The following is a 22,962-nucleotide window of genomic DNA, read 5'->3' as shown; positions in this document are numbered from 1 at the left end:
CCGGTGTTCAGGTCAGCCCGCGCCCAGGGCCACCGCCACCTGATAGGTCACCAGCGACGCCAGATAGGCCAGGGCCGTCATATAGGCGACCATGATCCACATCCATTTCCAGCTGTTGGTCTCGCGCTTGACCACGCCCAGGGTGGCCACGCACTGCGGCGCGAACACATACCAGGCCAGGAAGGACAGGCCCGTGGCCAGCGACCAGTGGGCGGCCAGCACCGTGGACAGGGCCCCGGTGTTGCTCTCGGCGTCGGCGATGGCATAGACGGTGCCCAGGGCGGCCACCGCCACCTCGCGCGCCGCCATGCCGGGCACCAGGGCGATGACCATCTCCCAGTTGAAGCCGATCGGCCGGAAGATCGGCTCCAGCCAGTGACCGAGGATCCCCGCGAAACTGTAGTCGATGGCCGGTCCGGTCGCGCCCTCGGGCGGGTAGGGGAAGGTCGACAGCACCCAGATCACCACCATCAGCGGCAGGATGATCCGCCCGGCCCGCTCCAGGAAGATCCGGGCCCGGATCCACAGGTTCATCAGCACCGACTTGAGGTCCGGCAGCTTGTAGGACGGCAGCTCCATCATGAAGGGTTCGACCGCGCCGCGCCAGAAGACGCGCCGGATCACGAACGACACGGCCAGGGCGCTGATGATGCCCGCGGCATAGAGGCCGAACATCACCAGCCCCTGCAGATTGGCGAAGCCCCAGACCAGCTGCTGCGGAATGAAGGCGGCGATGATCAGGGTGTAGACCGGGATCCGCGCCGAACAGGTCATCAGCGGCGCGACCAGGATGGTCGTCAGCCGGTCGCGACGGCTGTCGATGGTCCGGGTCGCCATGATGCCGGGAATCGCACAGGCGAAGCTGGACAGCAGGGGGATGAAGGCCCGCCCGTGCAGCCCGGCCCCACCCATGATCCGGTCCATCAGGAAGGCGGCCCGGGCCATGTAGCCGAAGTCCTCCAGCATGATGATGAAGGCGAACAGGATCACGATCTGCGGCAGGAAGACCAGCACGCTGCCGACGCCCGAGATGATGCCGTCGATCAGCAGGCTCTGCATCAGGCCGTCCGGAATGACCGTGGCGACGCCGGCCCCCAGCAGGCCGAACCCGGCCTCGATCGCGTCCATGGCCGGGGTGGCCCAGCTGAACACGGCCTGGAACATGACGAACAACAGGGCGAACAGGATGATCAGACCGCCGACCGGATGCAGCAGCACCGTGTCGATCCGGCCGGTCAGGGTGTCGGGCCGCAGCGGCGGCTTCACACAGGCCTTCATGATCCGCTCGGCCTCGCGCGCCGCGGTCCGCAGGCCGGCCGCGTCCGGGGCCAGCCAGGCATTGTCGCCGAGGGGCAGGCCTTCCTCGATCCGCGCCTCGACGGCCGCGACCAGATCGTCGATGCCGCGCTTGCGCGTGGCCACCGTGGTCACGATCGGCAGGCCCAGCTCGGCGCTGAGCGCGTCGAGGTCGATGCGCAGGCCCTGGCGCTGGGCGATGTCGTACATGTTCAGCGCCAGCAGCATCGGCCGGCCGACCTGTTTCAGCTCCAGCACCAGCCGCAGCACCAGCCGCAGATTGGTCGCGTCGGCGACGCAGACGATCACATCCGGCGGCGTCTCGCCCGCCAGTCTTCCCAGTACCGCGTCGCGGGTGACTTCCTCGTCCGGGCTGCGCGCCCGCAGCGAATAGGTGCCCGGCAGGTCCAGCACCGACAGACTCCGGCCGGTCGCGGTGCGGACATGGCCCTCCTTGCGCTCGACGGTGACGCCGGCGTAGTTGGCCACCTTCTGGTGGGCACCGGTCAGGGCATTGAACAGGGCGGTCTTGCCGCTGTTGGGATTGCCGACCAGGGCGACCCGGGTCAGACGCGTGGCCATGTCCATCAGGCGGCGATCACGCTCTCGAGACGCAGACTGAGGCTGGCCGCCTCGTGGCGGCGCAGGGCCACCCGCATGTCGTCGACCTTCAGGGCGATCGGGTCGCGACCGAACAGGCCCTCATGCAGCATCTCGACCCGCGCGCCCTCGACGAACCCCAGTTCCAGCAGCCGGCGCTCCAGCTCGATCGCGTGCTCATCGTGGTGACAATGGTCGCCGACCTGGATGATCACGCCCCGGTCGCCGCGCCGGGCGAGGTTCAGTTGAATGGTATCGGTCATGGGGCTCACCGGCGGTTCAATTCCGCACCTTTGCATCTGACACTGATTATCAGGTGCGACCGTATGCCGTCCAGCCTTCCATCGTCGCACCCGTTGCCGCATCCCGCGTATGCGGTATCACAGGGCCCCGGAAACAGGAGTAAGCCATGACCCGCCCCCTCATCCTCGTCACCCTGCTGGGACTGGGGCTCGCAGGCTGCGGCCAATCCGGATCCAGCGAAGCGGCCCCCGCTGCCCCGGCCCGACCAGAGGCCACGGCCGCCGAAAAGGCCATCCTGCTCGCCGCCCTGCCCTCGCCCTACAATACCGCAGACCTCGACAATGGCCGCCGCGCCTTCGCCCGATGCCGGTCGTGCCACACGATTGCCGAAGGCGGCCCCAATATGACCGGCCCCAACCTCTGGGGCATTTTCGGCCGCACCGCCGGCAGCCATGCCGACTACAACTATACGACCGCCCTGAAGACCGCCGGCTTCACTTGGGACGCTGACCGCCTCGACCACTGGCTGCAGAACCCGCGCAGCTTCCTGCCGGGCAACAAGATGACCTTCCCCGGACTCGCGGACGCCACCGACCGCCGGGACGTGATCGCCTGGCTCAAGGTCGAGACCGGCTATGTGCCGGCCGCCCCGGCTACGCCGGTGCCCTGACCGGGTCGTCCGCCGCGGGGTCGGTTCCGCTGCGGGCCTCCTGGGCCTCCCATGCCTCGATCTTGCGGGCGGTGTATTCCGGCGACCGGGTGAACCGGGCCAGCGCGCCATAGATGACCGGCACCACGAACAGGGTCAGCAGGGTCGCGAACATGGCCCCGGAGAAGATCACCACCCCGATGGTCTGGCGGCTGCCGGCCCCCGCCCCCTGCCACAGCACCAGCGGCAGGGCCCCGAAGGCGGTGGCGATCGAGGTCATGATGATCGGCCGCAGCCGCAGGGTCGCGGATTCGACGATGGCTTCGTGAATGGTCCGCCCCTGATCGCGCAGCTGATTGGCGAATTCCACGATCAGAATGCCGTTCTTGGCCGCCACCCCGATCAGGATGATCAGGCCGATCTGGCTGTAGATGTTGAGGCTGGACCCGGCCATGACCAGACCGAACAGCCCCCCGGCGGCCGCCAGCGGCACGGTCAGCATGATCACCGCCGGGGTGATCCAGCTCTCGAACTGGGCGGCCAGAACCAGGAACACGAGCAACAGCGCCAGGCCGAAGGCCGCCGCCACCGCACCACCGGCCTCCTGCTGGTCCCGCGCGGCCCCGCCCCACTGAACGGTGGCCACGCCCTGGGGCTGCTCGGCCGCGACATCATCGAGGAAGGTGATCGCATCGGCGATGGTCATGCCCGGATTCAGGTCAGCGCTCAGCGTAATGGCACGCTGGCGATCCAGCCGCCGCCGGTCCGGCGTGTCGCCCGAGGTTCGCGTCGTCACCACCGAGGCCAGCGGAACCAGCTGTCCGCCACCCGTGGCCACATAGAGGGCCTCGAGGTCCCCGACCGAGCGGCGGTTGTCGCGTTCCGTCTGCAGGATCACGTCATATTCCTGACCCCCGCGGATATAGGTGGTGGCCCGGCGCGAGCCGAACATCGTCTCCAGTGTCCGCCCGATCTGCTGGGACGACACGCCCAGGGCGGCCGCCTTCTGCGGATCGACATTGACCAGCAGGCGCGGGGCATTGGGCTCATAGTTCATGCGCGGCCGCGAGAAACCCGGATTGGCCTGGGCCCGGGCCAGAACCGGCTGCAGCCAGCGGTACAGCTCATCGTATTCGGAGCCGGTCACCACCATCTCGATCGAATTGGAATTGCTGCTGCCACGCTGGAAGGCCCCCGGGACACTGGCATTGACCTGGGCGTCGGTCTGGGCCCGCAATTTGCCGTTCAGTTCCTGGGCGATTTCATCGGCCGAACGCGTGCGAGCCGACCAGTCCCGGAGGATCATCACCGCGTTGCCGGAGTTGAAGCTGCCGCCGCCGAATCCCGGAGCCGAAATCAGGTAGCTGTCGACCTCACCGGCCGCCTTGTACTCGGCCAGGATCGGTTCCAGCCCCAGCATGATGCGGCGGGTATAGTCGAAACCGGCCCCCTCGGGCCCGTTGACGCGGATCGACACGCGCCCCCGGTCTTCGGGCGGCACCAACTCATTCGGCAGGGTCAGGAACATGCCGACCGCTCCCAGGGCCACCAGCAGGATCAGGCCACTGACGCCCGCTACGGCAAGCCGTCGACCCAGCATGGCCTCCAGCGAATTGCGATAGGAGCGCTTCAATCCGTCCATGGCCCGGTCGACGTTGCGGGCCAGCCAGCCCGAATTCCTGGCGGGTTTCAGGATTTTCGAGGCCAGCATCGGTGACAGGCTCAGCGCCAGGAAGGCCGAGAAGGCCACGGCTCCGGCGATGGCCGCCGCCAGTTCGACGAACAACCGACCGACATAGCCGGGCAGGAACAGCAGGGGCGCGAAAACGGACAGCAGGACGATGGTCGTGGCGACCACGGCAAAGAAGACCTGACGGGTCCCGCGTTCCGCCGCCACCAGCGGCGGCTCGCCGAGATCGAGACGGCGCTGAATATTCTCGGTCACAACGATGGCGTCATCGACGACCAGGCCGATCGACAGGACCAGGGCCAGCAGCGTCAGCAGGTTCAGGGAGAAGCCCAGCGGAGCCAGGATGATGAAGGTCGACAGCAGGCAGATCGGGGCCACGATCGACGGGATGAACGCCGCGCGGATACTGCCGAGGAAGACGAAATTGACCAGGGCCACCAGCACCAGAGAGATGCCGATGGTGATCCAAACCTCGTCGATCGCGTGCGACGTGAAGACCGAATTGTCGGAACCGACCACCAGCTCCGTGCCCTCAGGCAGGGAGGTCTGAACCTGGTCCAGCAAGGTGCGGACACCGTCCGAAATGGCCAGGTCATTCGACTGGGCCTGACGGGTTACGGCGAGACCGATCTGATCCAGGCCGTTGCCGCGGAACAGGCGACGGTCCTCTTCCGCCCCCTCCTCGACCCGGGCGATATCGCCCAGCCGCGTGACATAGCCCGTCTGGACCTGGAGCGCGCCTGTGGCGCCGCTCGAAACCCCGGTCGTGGCCGATCCGGTGCTCGAACCGGCGACCGCCGACCCGCGCGTGCCGATCGGCAGCTCGCGGAAATCCTCGGCCCGGGCATAGGTGCGGGCGACGCGGACGGTGTAGTTTTTCTGCCCGGACTCGAGCGCCCCGGCCGGCAGTTCGACATTCTGGCTGGTCAGGGCCGCCTCGACATCGGTCACCGTCAGACCGCGGGCGCTCAGCGCCGCCGCGTCCAGCCAGATTCGCATCGCATAGCGCTGCTCGCCGTAGATCTGCACCAGGGCGACGCCGGGCACCGTGGCCAGACGGTCGATCAGATAGCGATCCGCATAGTCGGTCAGCTCCAGCCGGTTCATGGCGCTGGAGCGCAGGAACAGGATCATGATCGGCTGACTGTCAGTGTCAGCCTTGGCCACCTCGGGCGGGTTGGCCTGATCGGGCAGCCGGCCGACCACGCGCGATATCCGGTCGCGCACATCGTTGGCGGCGCTATCGATGTCCCGGTCCAGCGAGAACTCGATGCTGACGTTGGAACGACCGTCGCGACTGGTCGAGTTGATCCGCTCGACACCCTGTATCCCGGCGATCTGTTGCTCGATCGGCTCGGTGATCCGGTTCTCGATCACCTCGGCCGACGCCCCGGCATAGGTGGTGCTGACCGAGACGATCGGCGGATCGACATCAGGCAGTTCGCGAACGGGCAGGAAGAAGAAGGCGGCAATGCCGATCACGCACAGGACGATGGCCGCGACGGCCGCGAAGACCGGGCGTCGCACCGCGACGTCGGAGAGCATCATCGCGTGGAGCCCTTGCGGGCGGCTGCCGGCGCATCACCCTCCACGGTGACGGGGGCACCGGGTTGAATGCGGTTCAGGCCCGAGCCCACGATCCGGTCGCCGGGGTTCAGACCTGACAGGATTTCGACGAAGCCACCCTCGACCGCCCCGGTACCGACCTCGACACGCTGGGCGCTCAGGCCCCGGTCACCACGCGCGATGCGATAGACGAAGGCACCATCGCCCTCGTACTGGACCGCGGCTTCCGGCACCGCCGGCCCCTGGCGCTGGCCATGGCTGACCATCACCCGCATCAGCATGCCTGGCCGGATCCGGCCACCCGGATTGGGAATCTCGGCCCGCACGGTGACGGCACGGGTTTGCTCATTGATGCGCGTATCGACCAGGGCGATGCGCCCGATGAACGACTCCTGCGGCAGGGAATCGGCGGATGCCGCAATGCTGGTGCCCGTGCGCAGCACTCCGACGTAGCGCTCAGGCACCGGAAAATCGATACGGATCACGCTGGTGTCGTCGAGCGTGGTGATCACCGCCCCCGGATTGATCAAGGTTCCGGGCGTCACACTGGACAGACCCAGCACCCCGGCGAACGGGGCGCGGATGACCCGGTCGCCCCGACGGGCCTCGGCCGCCGAAAGATTTGCCCGGGCTGTCTCCAGTACCGTCTGCGCTTGCTCGGCCGTCACGCGCGGCGCGATGCCGCGCTCCGCCAGGGCCTGAAAGCGATCAAATTCCCGTTGGGCCTGGACCACCTGGGCGCGGGCCTGGATGATCCCGGCGTCCTCCTCCCGCGCCTGCAACTCCACCAGCGGGGTACCGGCCGCGACTCTCTGGCCGTCAGTGAACAGGACCCGGGTAATCAGCTCTGTGGTCGAAGAGGTGACATTCACGGAGCGGCGGCCGCGCGCGGCACCCAGAACGCGGATTTCGTCGGAGAAGGTGCGCTGGCTGACGACAGCCTGGGAAACGACCTGGCCACCACCGCGCCCCCCACGCCCCTCGGGACCACCGCCACTCCCATCATCGGCCAGCACGAATTTCAGCACGACGGCAAGAACCATCAGGCCCAGCAGCACAGCCGCGGCAACGATGAAGAAATGGCGTTTGATCACGCGGACACGGACTCCTGACAGCGGTCGCTGGCTTAACCGCTTACGCGATCGACGCAACTGGCGTTCCTGTAACGGACGCAGTTCCTGATTCCGTCGTCTCAATTCGTCGCGGCAGTGGAAAAAGCGTCAAAAGCGCCGCCACAGCGCCAGAATCACGCCGCCGGCCGCCGGGGTCTCGCGACCGGCCACCGTCTGACGCCACCCCGCCTGCACACTCAAAGAGCCGAGCCGACGGACGACCGAGGTCTCGACATTCAGCCAGCGCGGTCCCGAGTCATCGGCCACACCGCCGAACATTTGACCCAGAACCATCCAGTCCTTGTTCAGATGAACACCGACGGTCGCATCGGCACGCGCCTCGTCCGGCAAGCCGTCGCGAATCCGTCGGGCGGCCTGCAGGTCGACAAAGCCGCGCCCGTTGGCCATGGATCGTCCGACCGACAGCCGCGCCTCCCAGTCATGATCACCGACACCCGGCGCAGCATAGCCGGCGTTGCGGCCTTCCCCGGCATCGGCATAGCCCCCGTAGAGGCTGATCGCAGACTTCGCGTCGCGCCAGACCTGCCAGGTCACGCCGATCTCCAGCGGCCCGCGACCGTCGTAGTCGACGAAGGCGTCTTCGCCTTGCTGCCAATCCCCCTTGATCTGCAAGGTCAGCCGATCGGACAGTCCGTATTCGGCGAACACGCCGAGGGAACCCTCCCGGCGCTCGGCAGGCAGGTCGGCAAGCCTGCCGTCTGCGTCAAAGCCACGACGGGCGACCATGTCCTCATATTTGAAGATGACCTGGCCCTGGCCCTGAGGCTGGGCCCAGGGGCCGGCCCGCGCGGCACCGGCCGCAAGTGCTGCGGTGAGACAGGCCAGCCCCGCCGCAGCGACTCTCAAATGTCGTAGCCCGGAGATTTCCGGTCCAGCTGCCGGAGCGCCCCCGGCCAGGCGAGGGCGGAAACCATCCCGATGCCGCCGCCCTGCTCCCGCGTTTCAGCCTGGGCCGCGTCCGGAGCGATCAGAACATTGTCGCGACCACCGGACAGGGCCGCGACCTGCTGCGCACAGGCCCGCTCCAGAAAGAACATGCCGACCCAGGCCGCCGCCGCCGTCGGGCCGACAGCAAGCGTACCGTGGTTACGCAACAGCATCAGCGACTTGTCCCCCAGGTCCGCGACAATCCTCTGTCGCTCGTCATGGTTCAGCGCCACCCCCTCATAGCCATGGTAGGCAACCTGGTGCTGCAGCAGACAGGCGTTCTGGCTGATCGGCAGCATGCCGTGGCTCTGGGCCGCGACGCCGACGCCGGCCACCGTGTGCAGGTGAATAACGAAGCGGGCGTCCTCACGGGCCGCATGGATCGCCGAATGAATGGTGAAGCCGGCCGGATTGATGAAATTCGTCGTCTCCTGGACAACGTTGCCCTCAAGGTCGACCTTCACCAGGGCCGAGGCCGTCATCTCCTCGAAATAGTAGCCGTACGGATTGATCAGGAAATGATGCTCCGGGCCGGGCACACGGGCCGATATATGGGTGAAGATCATGTCGTCCCACCCGTGCAGAGCCACCAGTCGATAGAGGGCGGCCAGGTCGACCCGCACCTGCCATTCCTCGGCTGACACCCGGGATTTCAGGGACTGCGTCGTTCCGTCCGCCATGATCAATACTCCCGCTTTGGCGCGCGCGCGCCGACCCCATTACGCTCGTCCTGACCGGACCTCAGGTCAAGACCGGAGCAGCCTGCCCGTCGCCCATCTTAACCAAGTCTTCACCGTCAAACGACACAGTTAACTCACTGTCTCATGCCAGCTGGGCCTGAAATCGGAGCCAGTCGTGACCGTTCTCGTCCAGCTCACCCCGCCGTGGACCCCTGAAGCCGAGACTGCGCATCTGGGCGACCTTCTCGCCCTGGCGCGCAGCCGGACGGGCGACGATCGGCAGAGACTGCTCCTCGCCATCACCACCCTGTGCGAAGCCAACCCGCCGGCCGAGGAACTCTCCGAGGTCCTGGGCGAAGTCCTTCTCATGCTCGCTCACCAGGTCGAACGGGATGTGCGTCGGATTCTGGCAGAACGGTTGGCCAAGGCCGACTGGGCCCCGCACGCGCTCGTCAACATGCTGGCGCTGGATGAGATCGAGATCGCACGACCGATCCTGGCGTCCAGCCCGATGCTTCAGGACGACGACCTGATTGTGGTCCTCGTCCAGGCCACCATCGAACACCAGATCGAGGTTGCCCGACGTCCCTCGCTCAGTGGCCGGGTCGCCGACACCATTATCGATCGCGCCGAACCGGCGACCCTGACAGCCCTCGCTTCCAACCGGACAGCCGAAATCAGTCCGGACGGTGTCCGGCGACTGGTCGAGCATTCGCGGCGGATCGCGGCCCTGCGCGCGCCGCTGACCCGCCATCCCAGGCTGACCGACGCTCTCGCGGAACAGCTATACCAGTGGGTCGGCACGGCCCTGCGTCAGGCAATCGGAGCGCGCTTCCAGATTGACGACAGCCACCTCGACACCTCCGTGCAACAGGCTGTCGACAAGGCCTTCGGTGACAGTCCGCTCGCCCTCGCATCCGTCGAAAGCACCGAATTCGAGGAATCGGAGCGCCGGCTGATTGCCAAGCTGCACGCGGCCGACCAGCTCCGGCCCAGCTATCTCGTCCGGGCGGTTCGCGAAAAGCGGTTGAACCTGTTTGTCCATGGACTGGCCGCCCTCGGGGGATTTTCCGTCGCTGAGGTTCGCGGGGCTCTGAACGCCGGCTCGCCGGAAGCGATCTACTATGCCTGCTCCGCCGTCGGCATCGACCGGGCCGTCTTCGTTGCCATGATCAACGAGATTCGCCTGCTCAACGACGGGGCTCCGGGCACCTACGGGGCCCAGGTCTGGCTCCGCGGTTCGATTTCCGCCGCCTCCGCAGCGCGCGCATTCCGCGCGTTGGCGCACGACAACGCCGTCGCTAAAGTTTGACTTCAAGCCCGCGCTCCGCTTGCGTGCCTGGGTGAGCCCCCTACCCCCCCGCCCCCCACTGAAAATCGCCTTCGTCGCGAGTGAACGCCCCGAGGCCGAACAGGCCCGGGGCCGTCTTGCAGCCCGGTACGGCTCGGTTTCCCCCGCCGCTGCCGATGTCATCGTGGCGCTCGGCGGGGACGGGTTCATGCTGGAGACCCTGCACGACAACCTGGAACGACGAACCCCGGTTTTCGGAATGAACCGCGGGTCAGTCGGATTCCTGATGAATGATTTCGAGGAAGATCATCTGCTGGAACGGCTCGCGGTTGCGGGGCACACGGTGATTCATCCCCTGCAGATGGATGCCTGGGATGCGGACGGCGCGGTCCACAGCGGCCTGGCGATCAACGAGGTCTCCCTGCTTCGCCAGACCTGTCAGAGCGCCAAATTGCGCATCTGGATCGACGATACGGTCCGGCTCGAGGAACTGATCTGCGACGGCTGCATGGTGGCGACCGCTGCGGGGTCGACGGCGTACAATCTCTCGGCGCACGGCCCGATCATCCCGCTGGATGCGCGCATCCTGGCGTTGACCCCGATCAGCGCCTTCCGTCCCCGACAGTGGCGGGGTGCCCTGTTGTCACATGAGGCCCGCGTACGCTTTGACGTTCTCGAGCCCGAAAAGCGTCCCGTCAGTGCAACGGCGGACAGTTTCGAGGTTCGTCGGGTCACCCGTGTCGACGTTCGGGAACGCCGCGACCTCGCCCTGACCATGCTGTTCGACGCCAGTCGCTCCTTTGAGGAACGGGTGCTGGCGGAGCAATTCAATAGCTGAGCAGTCACAGGTTCTTAACAGCGCCTCCGCCATGATGGGTCGTCCAACCACGGGAGTTCAGACGTGAGCAACTCGGCCCAGGTCATCCGACCACCCAATACCCTCCGCATGAAGGTCGGCGGCGGATTCGGCGGCATCGACGCCAATGCCATCGCCAAGGCCGAAGAAGCCCTCAAGGCCATGTCGTCCCAATTCGGTCAGTGGCTGCAGGACGAGATCGTAAAGCTGGAACAGGCTCAACAGGGCATTCGTGACGGCGGCTACACACCGGAAACGGCGGAAGCCCTCTATTTTCGCGCGCACGATCTCAAAGGCCTGGGCAGTACATACCAGTATCCGATTGTCACCCGGCTGGCCGGATCTCTATGCAAGCTGCTGGACGATTCGGAGAAGCGCATGGCCGCCCCTCCGATACTGCTGGATGCCCATATCGATGCGATCCGCGCCGTCGTGCGCGACCAGATCCAGACCGACGAACATCCGACCGGCCGCATCCTTGCCGAAACGCTCGAGGCCCGCGTCACCGCCCACCTGGCCTGACCGGCCGATTGAGACCTGTCAGACGCCCGCCCGACCCGGCGGGCGTTTTGCGTTGAGGCCCGGGTTCAGGCCGCCGATCGGGACGAGACCGGGAGCGGGACCGGAGCATGGTCCAGTCTCTCCATCAGATAGGCCAGATCGTCACGCGGGGCGTTGGGTCGCTGGGTCAGGAACCGTTCCAGCATCTTCTGACGGAACACATCGCCCGAAGTGTCGATTCCCTCCGCCTGGAGCGCACGCCAGGTATCGACGCCGGCACGGATTGCGTGGAACAGCCGAGGCGGCAGGCCGGCGCGATCATAGATCGCTTTCAGACCCAGCGGCCCGGCGTCATGAATCATCAGCCAGGCCCGGTGATGCGGCGTCTGCGCCAGTTCAGCCAGCCCGTGCTCGAACAGGGTCATCTGGCCGCGCGCCAGCGCCCGCAGCATCAATGACGGACTCAGGACCTTGCGCGCATTCAACTGGGCGACGAAAGCCGGGAGATCAGCGTTTGACGCGGCTTCATCGACCAGATCGACGGTCGCCCGCTCGCGGGCAAACTGCGCCAGCCGGATCGCCGTCTCGGGCGCCACGGCATGGCGGGTGACCAGATGCTCGCGGACGGCCTCGCTGGCCAGTTCCACCAGCCGTTCTGTCACGGACAGGGGCAGCACCTGCCGGTAGGCGAGCGCCGCGACCACTTCGGCCGAGTCGCCGAACCGGTCGACCGCCACACCCATGGCGGTTTCCGACAGATCGGCATTGTCGTTGGAGGCCAGGGTCCGCACCGCGGCCTCGCAGCCATCGGAGGCGAGCGCCGAAGCGAGATCCCGCGACACTCTGGGACGGGCCGCGATCGCCACCTGCCGCACGGCCGAGCCGGCGCGGACGATCTCGATCAGATCGTCGTCGGTGAACACGGGCGAGAAGCCGATGACCGGCAGGGCGACACTGTCGACGTCGGCAGCCAGACGCCGGGCCACATCGTGCGGAATTAGGTCCGAGGCCTTCAACGTTACGGCCATCGCCCGGCGCACCATTTCGGCGGCATCGGCGGCCATGACCCGCAGGATCTTCTGTGCGGCCTCGCGGTCTTCGGCCGTCAGTTCGGCCCGATCCATGCTTCGGCACAGCTTGTGCGCCGCCGCCGCGCGATCATCCGCATCAGTCGCCTTGATAAGGCGACGGATATCGAACTCTGTCAGGCTCGCACGGAAGGCGGTCATCGGGGACGCTCGGGGTTTCAAACGCTGCGGGGAATCGGACTCTAGATGAAGATGCAGGGTGAACCCGGATCGTTAACGCCCGGTTTACCAACAGCTGTGGATCAGCCTGCCCCCCGGGCCGGCTCCGGCCCGAAGGCCCCGCCGAATCCGCCCGCCTTGCCGTCGCCGTTCTGACCCAGCAGCAGGGTCAACAGGCCCTGATCCTGCTTCAGCCGATCCAGTCGTGCCGCGAGCAGGCGCTCGCGCTCTCCCAGATCGGGCGTGCCTGGCGTTCCGACGCCCGCCGCCGGAGCGCCGTCACCGGCGGACCGGTTCAGATTGGCATGCACCTCCGCCACTGTGGCCGGGCGACCGTCACGATAGAAGATCGATCGATTGGCCGACGCCGCCTGCGGAAACAGGGCGGCGGCACTGGCACCCGGACGGGCCACCATGGCCTCCATCAACTGGGCGGCACCGTTCGGGCCGAGGAAATGGGCAGCGTAGAGGTCACCCGCCCCGGGTTCCCGGCCGGTCCGCCCGCGCAGATAGGCGGCATTCGAGGCCGTCAGTTCCGCCGCCATGGTCGAGGCCGCCTGGGGGTCGAACCTCAGATCCAGAACCACATTGCGCGCAGAGCCCTCGACGCGCCATTTGCCGTCGCCGCCACGGTGGATCAGATCGGCATACTGGCCGTAACCGTGTTCTGCCCCGTGCTGTTTGACGGTCGCCAGCCAGGTCTGTTCGATGAACTGGAACAGACCGGCGGCCGACGAGGTCGGAGCCCGGGCCGACGGGTTCATCGCGCTTTCCCGCCGCGCAGTCTTCATCAGGAAGTCAAAGTCCACGCCGGTGGCACTCGACGCGCGCCGAATAGCCGCCTCCACGCCGCCCGAAGATGGAATCGCTCCGATGGTCATAGTCCCGGACGCTGCGCGATCGTGGTTAACGAAACCCTAACGGGGTTCGCCGGGGTGCTGCCAGGGCCGTGGAACGCCCCTGCGAGCCGGCACGCCGTGCGACGGCTACGCCAGACGGCGCGGATCGAGGACCGCGGCGAACGGCCCGGCCGCCCGGCCCTCGAGTTCATCGACCACCGTGCGCGCCACCAGCGGTCCCAGCAGCCAGCCGTTGCGCCGCGGGGCCAGGGCCAGATGCAGGCCGGGCGGTCCGGCGGTACCGGCCATGGGCAGGCCGTCCCGGGTCGCGCCCCGCACCCCGACCCGCCAGGTCACCGGCAGACTCTCCGTGATGCCGATCTGGGCCAAACAGGCGCGCACCAGGGCGTCGCCGCGCTCAAGGTCCGGGTCCAGGTCAGTGCGGTCCGGGTCCATTGTCGCCCCGATTACCGTGCCGTCCGGACAGGGCGCGACATAGCCCGCCGGGCCACGCACGGCCCGTTCGACAAGATGACGGTCCGTGACCGCGATCTGCCCGCGGATCGGGTGAACCCGGGTGACCAGACGGGCGGCCGACTCCGGCAGCTCCAGACTGCCCGCAGCCCCCGTGGCGAGGACCACCGCGCGGGCCGCCAGGCCGGAGCCGTCCGCCAGCGTCGCCGTCCAACGGAATCCGTCCGTCGTCAGCCGGCGAACCTGACCCCGGATCACCGTCAACCCCGGCAAGGTGCGCAGGCGCGTCAGGACGGCCTCCGGCTCGGTGCGCCAATCGGCCGGGGTGACCACGGCATCGGCGGTGCGCTCGGCGGGGAAACCCAACCAGCGCAGTTGGGAGGCGACGTTGTCCAGATCCCCCCCCCGCCATTCTGCCCCTTCCCGGTGCAGCGGCAGGTCGAAGGCGGCGGCGAAGGCGCTCCACTGGGCCCGCGCACTGCGAAACAGGTCGCCGCGATCCAGTCGGCCGTCTGAACTGCGCCAGTCGGCGAGGGCCTCGAAGGCGGGCGCGATCATTCCGGCGGCCACCGCCGAGGCGTTGACCGTGCCGGGATCGACCACGGTTACCCCATGGCCGCGGCGGAGCAGCTCGGCGGCCGTGGACAGGCCCAGGACGCCGGCCCCAATGACCAGGACTTCGGTTGAGGAGGACACCGGTTGTCCTTCGACCGCCCGCGTCCCGATTTCAAGCCGTCCCGACTATTCGGCGGCAATCGAGGCTGCGCGACCGGCGGCGAGGCGTTGCGTCAAGGCTGCGTGCTGGGCCCAGAGCGCCTTCGGCAGCCGGTCGCCGAACTTCTCGTAGAAGGCCGGAATCAGGGCCGCCTCCTCGGTCCAGACCTCGGCATCGACGTCGAGCAGGGTCGACAGATCCCCGTCGGACAAGTCCAGACCCGACAGGTCGAGCGAGGCCCGGTCCGGGGTACGACCGACCGGCGTGTCGACGGCGTCCGCCTTGCCGTCCAGACGTTCGGCGATCCATTTCAGCACGCGCGCATTGTCGCCGAAGCCGGGCCAGACGAACTTGCCGTCCGCGCCCTTGCGGAACCAGTTGACGAAATAGATGCGCGGCAGTTTGGCGGCGTCGGTCTTGCCGGCCATCGACAGCCAGTGGGCGAAATAGTCGCCCATGTTGTAGCCGCAGAAGGGCAGCATGGCGAAGGGATCGCGGCGCAGCTCGCCGATGGCCGTCTCGGCGGCGGCGGTGCCCTCCGAGGCCACGGTCGACCCCATGAACACCCCGTGCTCCCAGTCGAAGGCCTCCGTCACCAGCGGCACGGCCGAGGCGCGGCGGCCGCCGAACAGGATGGCGTCGATCGGCACGCCCCTGGGGTCTTCCCATTCCGGGGCAATGGCCGGGCACTGACCGGCCGGGGTGGCGAAACGGGCGTTCGGATGGGCGGCAGGCTCGCCGGAAGCCGGATCGTGCGGCTGGCCCTTCCAGTTGGTCAGCCCTTCCGGTGCCGTCTTGGTCAGGCCCTCCCACCAGACGTCGCCGTCGGCGGTCAGGGCGGTGTTGGTGAAGACGGTGTTGGTGGCCAGGGTGGCCAGGGCATTGCCGTTGGTATTGCGGCTGGTGCCGGGCGCGACGCCGAAGAAACCGGCTTCGGGGTTGACCGCATACAGGCGGCCGTCGTCACCGAAGCGCATCCAGGCGATGTCGTCGCCGATGGTCTCGGCCTTCCAGCCGGGCAGGCTGGGCTGGAGCATGGCCAGATTGGTCTTGCCACAGGCCGAGGGGAAGGCGGCGGCGATGTATTTGGCACGGCCCTCGGGGCTGGTCAGCTTGAGGATCAGCATATGCTCGGCCAGCCAGCCTTCGTCGCGGGCCATGACCGAGGCGATGCGCAGGGCGTAGCATTTCTTGCCCAGCAGGGCGTTGCCGCCATAGCCCGAGCCGTAGGACCAGATCTCGCGTGTCTCGGGGAAGTGGACGATCCATTTGTCGGCGTTGCAGGGCCACGGCACATCGGCCTGGCCGGCGGCCAGGGGCGCGCCCAGGGTATGGACGGCGGGCACGAACGGGCCGTCCTCGCCCATCAGATCCAGCGCGGGCTGGCCCATACGGGTCATGATGCCCATGGAGACGGCGACATAGCCACTGTCGGTGATCTCGACGCCGAGGGCGCTGAGTTCGGAGCCGAGCGGCCCCATCGAGAACGGTACGACATACATGGTGCGGCCGGCCATGCAGCCGTCGAACAGGCCGTCGAGGCGGTCGCGCATTTCGGCGGGGTCGGACCAGTTGTTGGTCGGACCGGCGTCTTCCGCGTCCTGGGAACAGATGAAGGTGCGGCTTTCGACCCGGGCGACATCCTTGGGGTCCGAGGCGGCGTAGTAGCTGCCCGGACGTTTGTCCGGATTCAGGGCCCGCAGCGTGCCCTTGTCGATCAGGTCAGCGACGATGGCGGCCTTTTCGACTTCCGAACCGTCGCACCAGTGGACCCGGTCGGGCCGGGTCAGGGCGGCAATCTGCTCGACCCAGGCGATCAGCCGGGCATGGCGGGTCGGGGCGGGATGGAGTCCGGGGATGGCTTGAACCTGGGTCACGCGAAACGCTCCTGAGCCTGTCCGCCTGACGATGTTCGCCGCCGAGGCGCTCGAGCGTGGCGATCACGCTCTGTTACGGGGGGCAGGAACACCGCCGGGAACCCGGCGTCAACCGTGGCAATTTTCCACCCCCGGTCACGCTGCGCCCGCGGTCGCCCCGCATTTTCCGGTCGCCTCCACCGGGCGACGGCGGTATCGATCGCCCGTGCAAAGCCCTGATCCCGTCAAAACCGCCCCGAGCGGCGGCCTCACCTCCCCCGCCGTGGCGCGCAATACGGCACCGATCCTGGAGGTGCTGAAGGCGCATCTGCCGGCCCGCGGTCGCGTGCTGGAGATCGCGTCCGGATCAGGCGAACACGCGGTCGCCTTCGCCCGCAACCTGCCCGATCTGCAATGGACCCCCAGCGACCCCAGCCCCGAGGCCCGGGCCAGTATCACGGCCTGGCGCGACGCGGCCGCCCTGCCCAATCTGACCGCGCCGCTGGCGCTGGATGCCGCCGACCCGCTGAGCTGGCCGCCGGACGGAGCCAGCAACGGCCCGCCGTTCGAGGCGGTCGTCTGCATCAACATGATCCACATCAGCCCGTGGGCCGCGACCGAGGGCCTGATGGCCGGCGCGGCGCGGATGCTGCGTCATCCGGGCGGCCTGCTGTGTCTGTACGGCCCCTATCGTGAGGCCGATCAGCCCCTGGACCCGTCGAACGCCGCCTTCGACGAATCGCTGAGGGCGCGCGACCCGGACTGGGGTCTGCGCGCCCTCGAGGACGTCGTTGCTGTGGCCCGGTCCGCCGGACTGGTGCTGACACTGCGGACGGCGATGCCGGCCAACAATCTGTGCCTGCTGTTCCGGCGGATCTAGGCGTCTGCCTCGCTAGCCGATCTTTCCGGCCGCCGTGGCCACCGCGTCGCGGTCAGCCAGGGAGGTCACTTCCGTCCCGTGAATCAGCACGGCCGGGGCCTCGCTGAAGTCAGCGGGATTGCCGCCGGCCGCGACCACGGCCTGCGCCACCCCGTCACCGAAGGCGAGAATCGGCACGCCCTTGGCCTGGGCCGCGTCGAGCAACAGCTTCACAGCGGCCATCGAGGCGTCGTCGGTCATGCCGCCCGGCACGACCAACCCCTTGAGCGCACCACTGGCGATATCCGCGCCGCGCGCCGTGGCCAGGACGGTGACGCCCGCGACGGACAGGCTGGCGTCGCCGGTCGACATCGGGGCGAGCGACAGGCCCTGGTTCTGGATCAGCGGCTCGACGTCACCCAGCGGCCCGAAATCCATCGACCGGCGCATGGCCAGACCGACGCGGGCGCGGGTCGGGGCACGACGAAAGTCGTTGCGGGGACGGGCAGAATAGGAACCGGCGCGTTGTGCGGACAAAGAGCTCTCCTTCAGAGATGGGGTCGACTATTCAGGCTGCGAAATACAGCCCTCAGTCGATACGATCAGTATATTGAAATGGGTCTTCACAGGATCGGCGCAAGGCCGGACCCCGGAGACACATCGTGATCTTGGAATACGTCAAACTTATAGTGAATGCCCCGTTTCGTCAACATTTTCCGGCATTTTTGCTGCAAGTGCACATCTGTGGCGATGCTGAAGGCCGACCGGGCGTTGCCGCCGCGTCGTGGATCGTCGCGCCTTCCCCCGTGCCGCAACCGGCTCTACACAGGCACATCCCCTGACCCCCGGAGCCCCATGGCCTTCATCCGCACCTATGACGGCGACGCACCGCAGCGCCTGAACAAATGGCTGGGCCAGAGCGGCGTCTGCTCGCGGCGCGAGGCCGAGGGGCTGATCGTCGCCGGCATGGTCTCGATCGACGGCGAGACCGTCACCGACCCGGGCCGCAAGATCGAACCGGGCCAGACCCTGACCCTGTCCGACCGCGCCGAGGCAGAGCTGGCGTCGGGCGTCACCATCATGCTGCACAAGCCGCTCGACTTCGTCTCGGGCCAGCCCGAGCCGGACAAGGTGCCGGCCATCCAGCTGGTGATCGAGCCCAACCGGGTCGGCCCCTGGCCGTTCGAAGGCGAGGAACCGGCCGAGGACGCCTCGTTTCCGCCGATCGGCCGGCTGGACGAGGACTCGCGCGGCCTGCTGCTGTTGTCGAACGACGGGGTGGTGGCCAAGGCGGTGATCGGGCCGCAGTCGAACCTCGACAAGGAATATCTGGTCCGCGTCGCCGGCGACGTGACCGAGAAGAAGCTGACGATGCTGCGCTACGGCCTGATGCTGGACGGCCGCCAGCTGAAGCGGGCCCACGTCAGCCGGATGGAATCCTTCCGGCTGAAATTCATCCTGCGCGAGGGCCGCAACCGGCAGATCCGGCGCATGTGCGAGATGGTCGATCTGGAGGTCATCGATCTGATCCGCGTGCGCATCGGCCCGATCCGGCTCGACAACCTGCCCGAGGGCCACTGGCGCGTGCTGACCGCCGAGGAACGGGCGGCCCTGGTCGGCCAGGGCTGACGGCCTGAACCCAAAGCCGTTTCCGCTCATCCCCGCGGAGCCCCTCTCCTCGCTTCGCGCCCCCGGGATGACCACAGCTATAGTGGCGGGCAACCGCGACGCGTGCCGGCCGTTACCCCGACGAAGGAGATTCCCATGACCTATTATCACGCCAAGACCACCCCCCTGCCCTTCGACCAGGCCGTGGCGCGGACGCGCGAGACGCTGCAGGCCGAGGGCTTCGGCATCATCACCGAGGTCGATATCGCCGCCACCCTCAAGAAGAAGATCGACGTCGATTTCCGCCCCTACATCATCCTCGGGGCCTGCAACCCGAAGGCGGCGCATGAAGCCCTGGGGTTCGAGGACAAGGTCGGGCTGATGCTGCCGTGCAATGTCATCGTCCAGGCCCTGGCATCCGGCGGCACGGAGGTCGCCGCCATCGATCCCGTCGCCTCGATGGCGGCGATCGACAACCCCGACCTGAAGGCCAAGGCCGGGGAGATCGGTGAGAGCCTGAGGCGGGCGGTGGCGGCGGTTTGAGGGGTCCCTCTCCCGGCGGGAGAGGGCTTGAGCGCACGGCGGCATCGCCGGCGTTCTGGCGCGAAAGGGTGAGGGGTTACGGTGAGACGGTCGGCGAACACCTTACCTCCTCTCCTCAACCCCTCTCCCCATGGGAGAGGGGTTATCCCCTACAGCGGAATATTATCGTGCTTTTTCCACGGGTTCGTCTGTTGCTTGTTCTTCAGCGTCCGTAGCGCCCGGATCAGCCTTCTGCGCGTCCCGTGGGGCATGATCACGTCGTCGATATAGCCGCGTGACGCCGCCACGAACGGGTTGGCGAACCGCTCCTTGTATTCGGCTTCGCGGGCGGCGAGGGCCTCGGGGTCGCCGGCCTCCTTGCGGAAGATGATCTCGACCGCGCCCTTGGCCCCCATGACCGCGATCTCGGCGCTGGGCCAGGCGTAGTTGACGTCGCCGCGCAGGTGTTTGGAGCTCATCACGTCATAGGCACCGCCATAGGCCTTGCGGGTGATCACGGTCAGCTTGGGCACCGTGGCTTCGGCATAGGCGAACAGCAGTTTGGCGCCGTGCTTGATCAGGCCGCCGTATTCCTGGCGGGTGCCGGGCATGAAGCCGGGCACATCGACGAAGGTGACCAGGGCGATGTCGAAGGCGTCGCAGAAGCGCACGAACCGGGCGGCCTTGCGGCTGGAGTCGATGTCGAGCACCCCGGCCAGCACCTGGGGCTGGTTGGCGACGATGCCGACGGTCTGGCCGTCGAGGCGGCCGAAACCGGTGATGATGTTTTTGGCGAAGTCCGGGCCGATCTCGAAGAACTCGGCCTCATCCACGACCTTGAGGATCAGCTCGTGCATGTCATAGGGCTGGTTCGGATTGGCCGGGGTCAGGGTGTCGAGACTGGCCTCGTCACGGTCGGGGTCGTCATAGGACTCACGCACCGGCGGCTTTTCGCGGTTCGACAGCGGCAGGAAGCCGATCAGGCGGCGCACTTCCGACAGGGCCTCCAGATCGTTCTCGAAGGCCCCGTCGGCGACGCCGGACTTCTGCGAATGGACGCGCGCGCCGCCCAGGTCCTCATGCGTCACGACCTCATTGGTGACGGTGCGGACCACATCGGGGCCGGTCACATACATGTAGGAGGTGTCCTTCACCATGAAGATGAAGTCGGTGATGGCGGGGCTGTAGACGTCGCCGCCGGCGCACGGGCCCATGATCACGCTGATCTGGGGGATGACGCCGCTGGCCAGGGTGTTCTGCAGGAAGATGTCGGCATAGCCGGCGAGGGATTCCACGCCTTCCTGGATGCGCGCGCCGCCGGCGTCGAACAGGCCGATGATCGGCGCGCCATTGGTCAGGGCCATGGTCTGCAGCTTGACGATCTTGGACGCGTGCGCCCCCGACAGCGAACCGCCGAAGACGGTGAAGTCCTTGGAGAAGACATAGACCAGACGGCCACCGATGGTGCCGCGTCCGGTGACCACGCCGTCGCCGGGGATGCGCTGCTTCTCCATGCCGAAGTCGTGCGAGCGATGCTCGACGAACATGTCGGTCTCTTCGAAACTGCCCTCGTCCAGCAGGACCTCGATCCGCTCGCGCGCCGTCAGCTTGCCCTTGGCGTGCTGGGCGGCGATGCGCTTTTCGCCACCGCCGAGTTTGGCCCCGGCGCGGCGGGCTTCGAGCTGGTCGAGGATGTCTTGCATGGTCAGTCCCTTGATCGAGCCCCCGGATTAGGGGGCCGGGACCCGACTGGCAAGAACAGCGGGCGGACGCAGCCGCCCCTAGGGCGCGACGCCGCCGGCGACAAGCCGGGTCAGGCTCTCGCGCAGGCCGGCGCGGTCGATGATATGACCGCCGCCGTGGGCGTGGTGGCGGACCGGATAGCCGAAGCCCTGCAGCTGAATGACCATATTGCGCTGGTTGGCGTAGGAGGTGCCCATGTCACGGCGGCCCGACGACACATAGAAGCGCGGCCGCCCCTGCGACGTCGGGGCGACGAAGCGGACCGGGGCGAAGGCGATGACGTCGGTGAACAGGTCGCCGTTGACCATGCCGGTCGACAGCGCATAGGAGGCGCCGTCTGACATGCCGAGGACGGCGAGCCGCCCTGGATCGATCGCGACCTGGTCAAAGACGGTCTGCAGGGCCTGGTCGATGAAGGCCGCATCGGCCCCCACGGGCCCCCGGGACAGGTCCCAGGTCGAGCCACGCGAACTGACGGACACGACCACGACGCCGGCCCGGGCGGCCTCGCGATCGATCTCGCCCAGCAGGTCGGCGGCCGCCTGCCCGGCCCCGTGCAGGGCCAGCACCAGCGGCACAGGCCGTGACAGGTCCAGCGAGGCCGGAATGAACAGATAGGCGTCGCGGTCATCCAGCCCGAGGGGGCGGGTCAGGCGTGCGGGTTCAGGCGGATGAAACCCGGCAATGATACGCGCCCGCAGTCGGCCACCGGCATAGGCTTCCGGGTTCCCGATCATTGCGGACTGTGCGCCGGCCGGCAGGGCGATGGCGGCAAGGCCGCCGGCCAGCAGGGTGCGGCGGGAAAGACGGGGCAGGTCGGCGATCCGGATCATGGCGGCGCTCCTCGGCTCAGGCACACAGACTAGCACTCCCGACCGGGGTCACCTCAACCCAGGGCGCGGAACCAGCGCTCCAGCAGTTCGGCCTCGGCCCGGCGGGCGGCGGTGCGTTCGGCAGCCTCGGCATCGACGCCCCACTGCCGCTCCTGGAAAGCCTCGTCGATGCGCGACAGTTCGAAGGCCGCCTCGCCGCCCAGCGCGCCCTGCTGCAGGGCCAGGGCCAGCACCGCCGAGCCCAGCAGCGGCGTGGCGGTGGCCAGGCCGGTCAGGGCGAAATCGTCCAGCGCCAGGGCCAGGGCGCGGGTGCGGGCGATGGCCTCGGGCTCCTGGGCGCGGTGGATAATGCCCTCGGCGACCTGCAGGCGGATGCCGTGGGTGCGGGCGGCCCAGTCGCGCCACGGTTCCCAGGCCCGGGCCTGTTCGGCCACGAGCGAGGCCGGGGCCTCGGCCAGGTAGCACAGACAGTCGGAGCCGGCGAAGGCGGCGATCTCGTCGGCCACGGCCTCCCGCACCTGCGACACCCGGTCGATGGCGGTCGAGGCCAGACGGGTGGCGGGCATGGTGACGGGGTCGAGGAACTCGCCCTGCCCGGCCCATTCGCCGGCGACCAGTCCGGCGGCGGCCTCGGTCGGCAGGATCAAACGGGCATGGGCCGGGGTCTTGGGCACGCGCCCGTCCAGCCGCACGGCCCAGCCCTCGCCCTCGGCCGCGACGTCAACGGCCGTCCAGAACCGCCTCAGCCGTTCCTCGGACTCACGAAAACCCTTGCGGGCGGCGACATTGGGATCGAGGGGCGGAATATGGCTCATGCGGCGCTGTATAGACCGG

21 protein-coding genes are annotated in these 22,962 nt (G+C 67.9%); 7 read left to right on the top strand and 14 right to left on the bottom strand.

The genetic code is table 11. The features are described from left to right. Window positions 1–12 precede the first annotated feature (12 nt). Window positions 13–1,884: a ferrous iron transporter B gene (locus AACZ75_RS09995; protein WP_339872706.1), complete on the bottom strand. Its 1,872-nt coding sequence runs from the start codon at window positions 1,882–1,884 to the stop codon at window positions 13–15. Further along, complete coding sequence (locus AACZ75_RS09990; protein ID WP_339872705.1) at window positions 1,884–2,159, bottom strand: FeoA family protein; 276 nt, start codon at window positions 2,157–2,159, stop codon at window positions 1,884–1,886. The genes AACZ75_RS09995 and AACZ75_RS09990 overlap by 1 nt, the downstream gene beginning before the upstream one ends. Window positions 2,160–2,305: 146 nt before the next feature. On the opposite strand from AACZ75_RS09990, the gene AACZ75_RS09985 reads away from it, so the two are divergent. Next, entirely contained in the window at window positions 2,306–2,809 is a 504-nt protein-coding gene (locus tag AACZ75_RS09985; RefSeq protein WP_339872704.1) for a cytochrome c family protein, read from the top strand. Here the strand turns inward: AACZ75_RS09985 and AACZ75_RS09980 are convergent. From AACZ75_RS09980 to AACZ75_RS09965, 4 genes are all read right to left on the bottom strand, one after another. Continuing rightward, complete coding sequence (locus AACZ75_RS09980; protein WP_339872850.1) at window positions 2,793–6,023, bottom strand: efflux RND transporter permease subunit; 3,231 nt, start codon at window positions 6,021–6,023, stop codon at window positions 2,793–2,795. The genes AACZ75_RS09985 and AACZ75_RS09980 overlap by 17 nt on opposite strands. Beyond that, window positions 6,023–7,138 (bottom strand): efflux RND transporter periplasmic adaptor subunit, encoded by a 1,116-nt coding sequence (locus AACZ75_RS09975; RefSeq protein ID WP_339872703.1) that lies wholly within the window; start codon window positions 7,136–7,138, stop codon window positions 6,023–6,025. The genes AACZ75_RS09980 and AACZ75_RS09975 overlap by 1 nt, the downstream gene beginning before the upstream one ends. Window positions 7,139–7,264: 126 nt before the next feature. Next, window positions 7,265–8,023, bottom strand: a complete 759-nt coding sequence (locus AACZ75_RS09970) for a hypothetical protein (RefSeq protein ID WP_339872702.1) — start codon at window positions 8,021–8,023, stop codon at window positions 7,265–7,267. Beyond that, a complete protein-coding gene (locus AACZ75_RS09965; RefSeq protein ID WP_339872701.1) occupies window positions 8,020–8,784 on the bottom strand; it encodes a class II aldolase/adducin family protein in 765 nt (254 codons plus the stop codon). Before AACZ75_RS09965 ends, AACZ75_RS09970 begins: the two co-directional genes overlap by 4 nt. A 175-nt stretch (window positions 8,785–8,959) precedes the next feature. Between AACZ75_RS09965 and AACZ75_RS09960 the strand changes: the two genes are divergently transcribed. The 3 genes from AACZ75_RS09960 (at window position 8,960) to AACZ75_RS09950 (ending at window position 11,453) form a co-directional block, all read left to right on the top strand. Further along, window positions 8,960–10,096, top strand: coding sequence for a DUF2336 domain-containing protein (locus tag AACZ75_RS09960; protein ID WP_339872700.1), 1,137 nt, complete (start codon window positions 8,960–8,962; stop codon window positions 10,094–10,096). A gap of 31 nt (window positions 10,097–10,127) precedes the next feature. Continuing rightward, on the top strand, window positions 10,128–10,913 hold the full coding sequence (locus AACZ75_RS09955) for an NAD kinase (RefSeq protein WP_339872699.1): 786 nt from the start codon (window positions 10,128–10,130) through the stop codon (window positions 10,911–10,913). Window positions 10,914–10,976: 63 nt separating this feature from the next. Next, entirely contained in the window at window positions 10,977–11,453 is a 477-nt protein-coding gene (locus AACZ75_RS09950; protein ID WP_339872698.1) for an Hpt domain-containing protein, read from the top strand. Between the two features lie 65 nt (window positions 11,454–11,518). Here the strand turns inward: AACZ75_RS09950 and AACZ75_RS09945 are convergent, their stop codons facing one another. From AACZ75_RS09945 to AACZ75_RS09930, 4 genes are all read right to left on the bottom strand, one after another. Continuing rightward, on the bottom strand, window positions 11,519–12,661 hold the full coding sequence (locus AACZ75_RS09945) for a DUF2336 domain-containing protein (RefSeq protein WP_339872697.1): 1,143 nt from the start codon (window positions 12,659–12,661) through the stop codon (window positions 11,519–11,521). A 101-nt stretch (window positions 12,662–12,762) separates the two neighbouring features. Beyond that, window positions 12,763–13,560: a transglycosylase SLT domain-containing protein gene (locus AACZ75_RS09940; RefSeq protein WP_339872696.1), complete on the bottom strand. Its 798-nt coding sequence runs from the start codon at window positions 13,558–13,560 to the stop codon at window positions 12,763–12,765. Between the two features lie 105 nt (window positions 13,561–13,665). Beyond that, a complete protein-coding gene (locus AACZ75_RS09935) occupies window positions 13,666–14,688 on the bottom strand; it encodes an FAD-dependent oxidoreductase (RefSeq protein WP_339872695.1) in 1,023 nt (340 codons plus the stop codon). Between the two features lie 45 nt (window positions 14,689–14,733). After that, window positions 14,734–16,584 (bottom strand): phosphoenolpyruvate carboxykinase (GTP), encoded by a 1,851-nt coding sequence (locus AACZ75_RS09930; protein WP_339872694.1) that lies wholly within the window; start codon window positions 16,582–16,584, stop codon window positions 14,734–14,736. A 205-nt stretch (window positions 16,585–16,789) separates the two neighbouring features. Here AACZ75_RS09930 and AACZ75_RS09925 point away from each other — a divergent pair, with 205 nt between their 5' ends. Next, window positions 16,790–17,443 (top strand): DUF938 domain-containing protein, encoded by a 654-nt coding sequence (locus AACZ75_RS09925; protein WP_339872693.1) that lies wholly within the window; start codon window positions 16,790–16,792, stop codon window positions 17,441–17,443. 12 nt (window positions 17,444–17,455) lie between these two features. Here AACZ75_RS09925 and AACZ75_RS09920 read toward each other — a convergent pair whose 3' ends face one another. Further along, window positions 17,456–17,959 (bottom strand): hypothetical protein, encoded by a 504-nt coding sequence (locus AACZ75_RS09920; RefSeq protein WP_339872692.1) that lies wholly within the window; start codon window positions 17,957–17,959, stop codon window positions 17,456–17,458. Between the two features lie 318 nt (window positions 17,960–18,277). Here AACZ75_RS09920 and AACZ75_RS09915 point away from each other — a divergent pair, with 318 nt between their 5' ends. Beyond that, window positions 18,278–19,051 carry a pseudouridine synthase gene (locus tag AACZ75_RS09915; protein WP_339872691.1) on the top strand — a complete coding sequence of 258 codons (774 nt, stop codon included), beginning with the start codon at window positions 18,278–18,280 and terminating at the stop codon, window positions 19,049–19,051. 135 nt (window positions 19,052–19,186) lie between these two features. Next, window positions 19,187–19,573, top strand: a complete 387-nt coding sequence (locus tag AACZ75_RS09910; protein ID WP_339872690.1) for a DUF302 domain-containing protein — start codon at window positions 19,187–19,189, stop codon at window positions 19,571–19,573. A gap of 149 nt (window positions 19,574–19,722) precedes the next feature. Here AACZ75_RS09910 and AACZ75_RS09905 read toward each other — a convergent pair whose 3' ends face one another. The 3 genes from AACZ75_RS09905 to AACZ75_RS09895 form a co-directional block, all read right to left on the bottom strand. After that, the gene (locus AACZ75_RS09905) at window positions 19,723–21,255 is read right to left on the bottom strand and encodes an acyl-CoA carboxylase subunit beta (protein WP_339872689.1); all 1,533 of its coding nucleotides are present in this window, start codon (window positions 21,253–21,255) and stop codon (window positions 19,723–19,725) included. A 78-nt stretch (window positions 21,256–21,333) separates the two neighbouring features. Next, window positions 21,334–22,128, bottom strand: a complete 795-nt coding sequence (locus tag AACZ75_RS09900; RefSeq protein WP_339872688.1) for a hypothetical protein — start codon at window positions 22,126–22,128, stop codon at window positions 21,334–21,336. Between the two features lie 53 nt (window positions 22,129–22,181). Beyond that, complete coding sequence (locus tag AACZ75_RS09895; protein WP_339872687.1) at window positions 22,182–22,943, bottom strand: ATP12 family protein; 762 nt, start codon at window positions 22,941–22,943, stop codon at window positions 22,182–22,184. Between the last annotated feature and the right edge of the window lie 19 nt (window positions 22,944–22,962).

This window comes from uncultured Brevundimonas sp. (assembly GCF_963975535.1).
GTDB lineage: Bacteria > Pseudomonadota > Alphaproteobacteria > Caulobacterales > Caulobacteraceae > Brevundimonas.
This window is presented reverse-complemented; position numbering and strand designations above follow the sequence as displayed.

What these genes read in the sequence shown, in the direction of transcription:
- AACZ75_RS09900 (WP_339872688.1), bottom strand. Translation starts at nt 22,128, where the DNA reads ATGATCCGGATCGCCGACCTGCCCCGTCTTTCCCGCCGCACCCTGCTG.
- AACZ75_RS09980 (WP_339872850.1), bottom strand. Translation starts at nt 6,023, where the DNA reads ATGCTCTCCGACGTCGCGGTGCGACGCCCGGTCTTCGCGGCCGTCGCG.
- AACZ75_RS09940 (WP_339872696.1), bottom strand. Translation starts at nt 13,560, where the DNA reads ATGACCATCGGAGCGATTCCATCTTCGGGCGGCGTGGAGGCGGCTATT.
- AACZ75_RS09915 (WP_339872691.1), top strand. Translation starts at nt 18,278, where the DNA reads ATGGCCTTCATCCGCACCTATGACGGCGACGCACCGCAGCGCCTGAAC.
- AACZ75_RS09895 (WP_339872687.1), bottom strand. Translation starts at nt 22,943, where the DNA reads ATGAGCCATATTCCGCCCCTCGATCCCAATGTCGCCGCCCGCAAGGGT.
- AACZ75_RS09990 (WP_339872705.1), bottom strand. Translation starts at nt 2,159, where the DNA reads ATGACCGATACCATTCAACTGAACCTCGCCCGGCGCGGCGACCGGGGC.
- AACZ75_RS09985 (WP_339872704.1), top strand. Translation starts at nt 2,306, where the DNA reads ATGACCCGCCCCCTCATCCTCGTCACCCTGCTGGGACTGGGGCTCGCA.
- AACZ75_RS09965 (WP_339872701.1), bottom strand. Translation starts at nt 8,784, where the DNA reads ATGGCGGACGGAACGACGCAGTCCCTGAAATCCCGGGTGTCAGCCGAG.
- AACZ75_RS09945 (WP_339872697.1), bottom strand. Translation starts at nt 12,661, where the DNA reads ATGACCGCCTTCCGTGCGAGCCTGACAGAGTTCGATATCCGTCGCCTT.
- AACZ75_RS09910 (WP_339872690.1), top strand. Translation starts at nt 19,187, where the DNA reads ATGACCTATTATCACGCCAAGACCACCCCCCTGCCCTTCGACCAGGCC.
- AACZ75_RS09995 (WP_339872706.1), bottom strand. Translation starts at nt 1,884, where the DNA reads ATGGACATGGCCACGCGTCTGACCCGGGTCGCCCTGGTCGGCAATCCC.
- AACZ75_RS09905 (WP_339872689.1), bottom strand. Translation starts at nt 21,255, where the DNA reads ATGCAAGACATCCTCGACCAGCTCGAAGCCCGCCGCGCCGGGGCCAAA.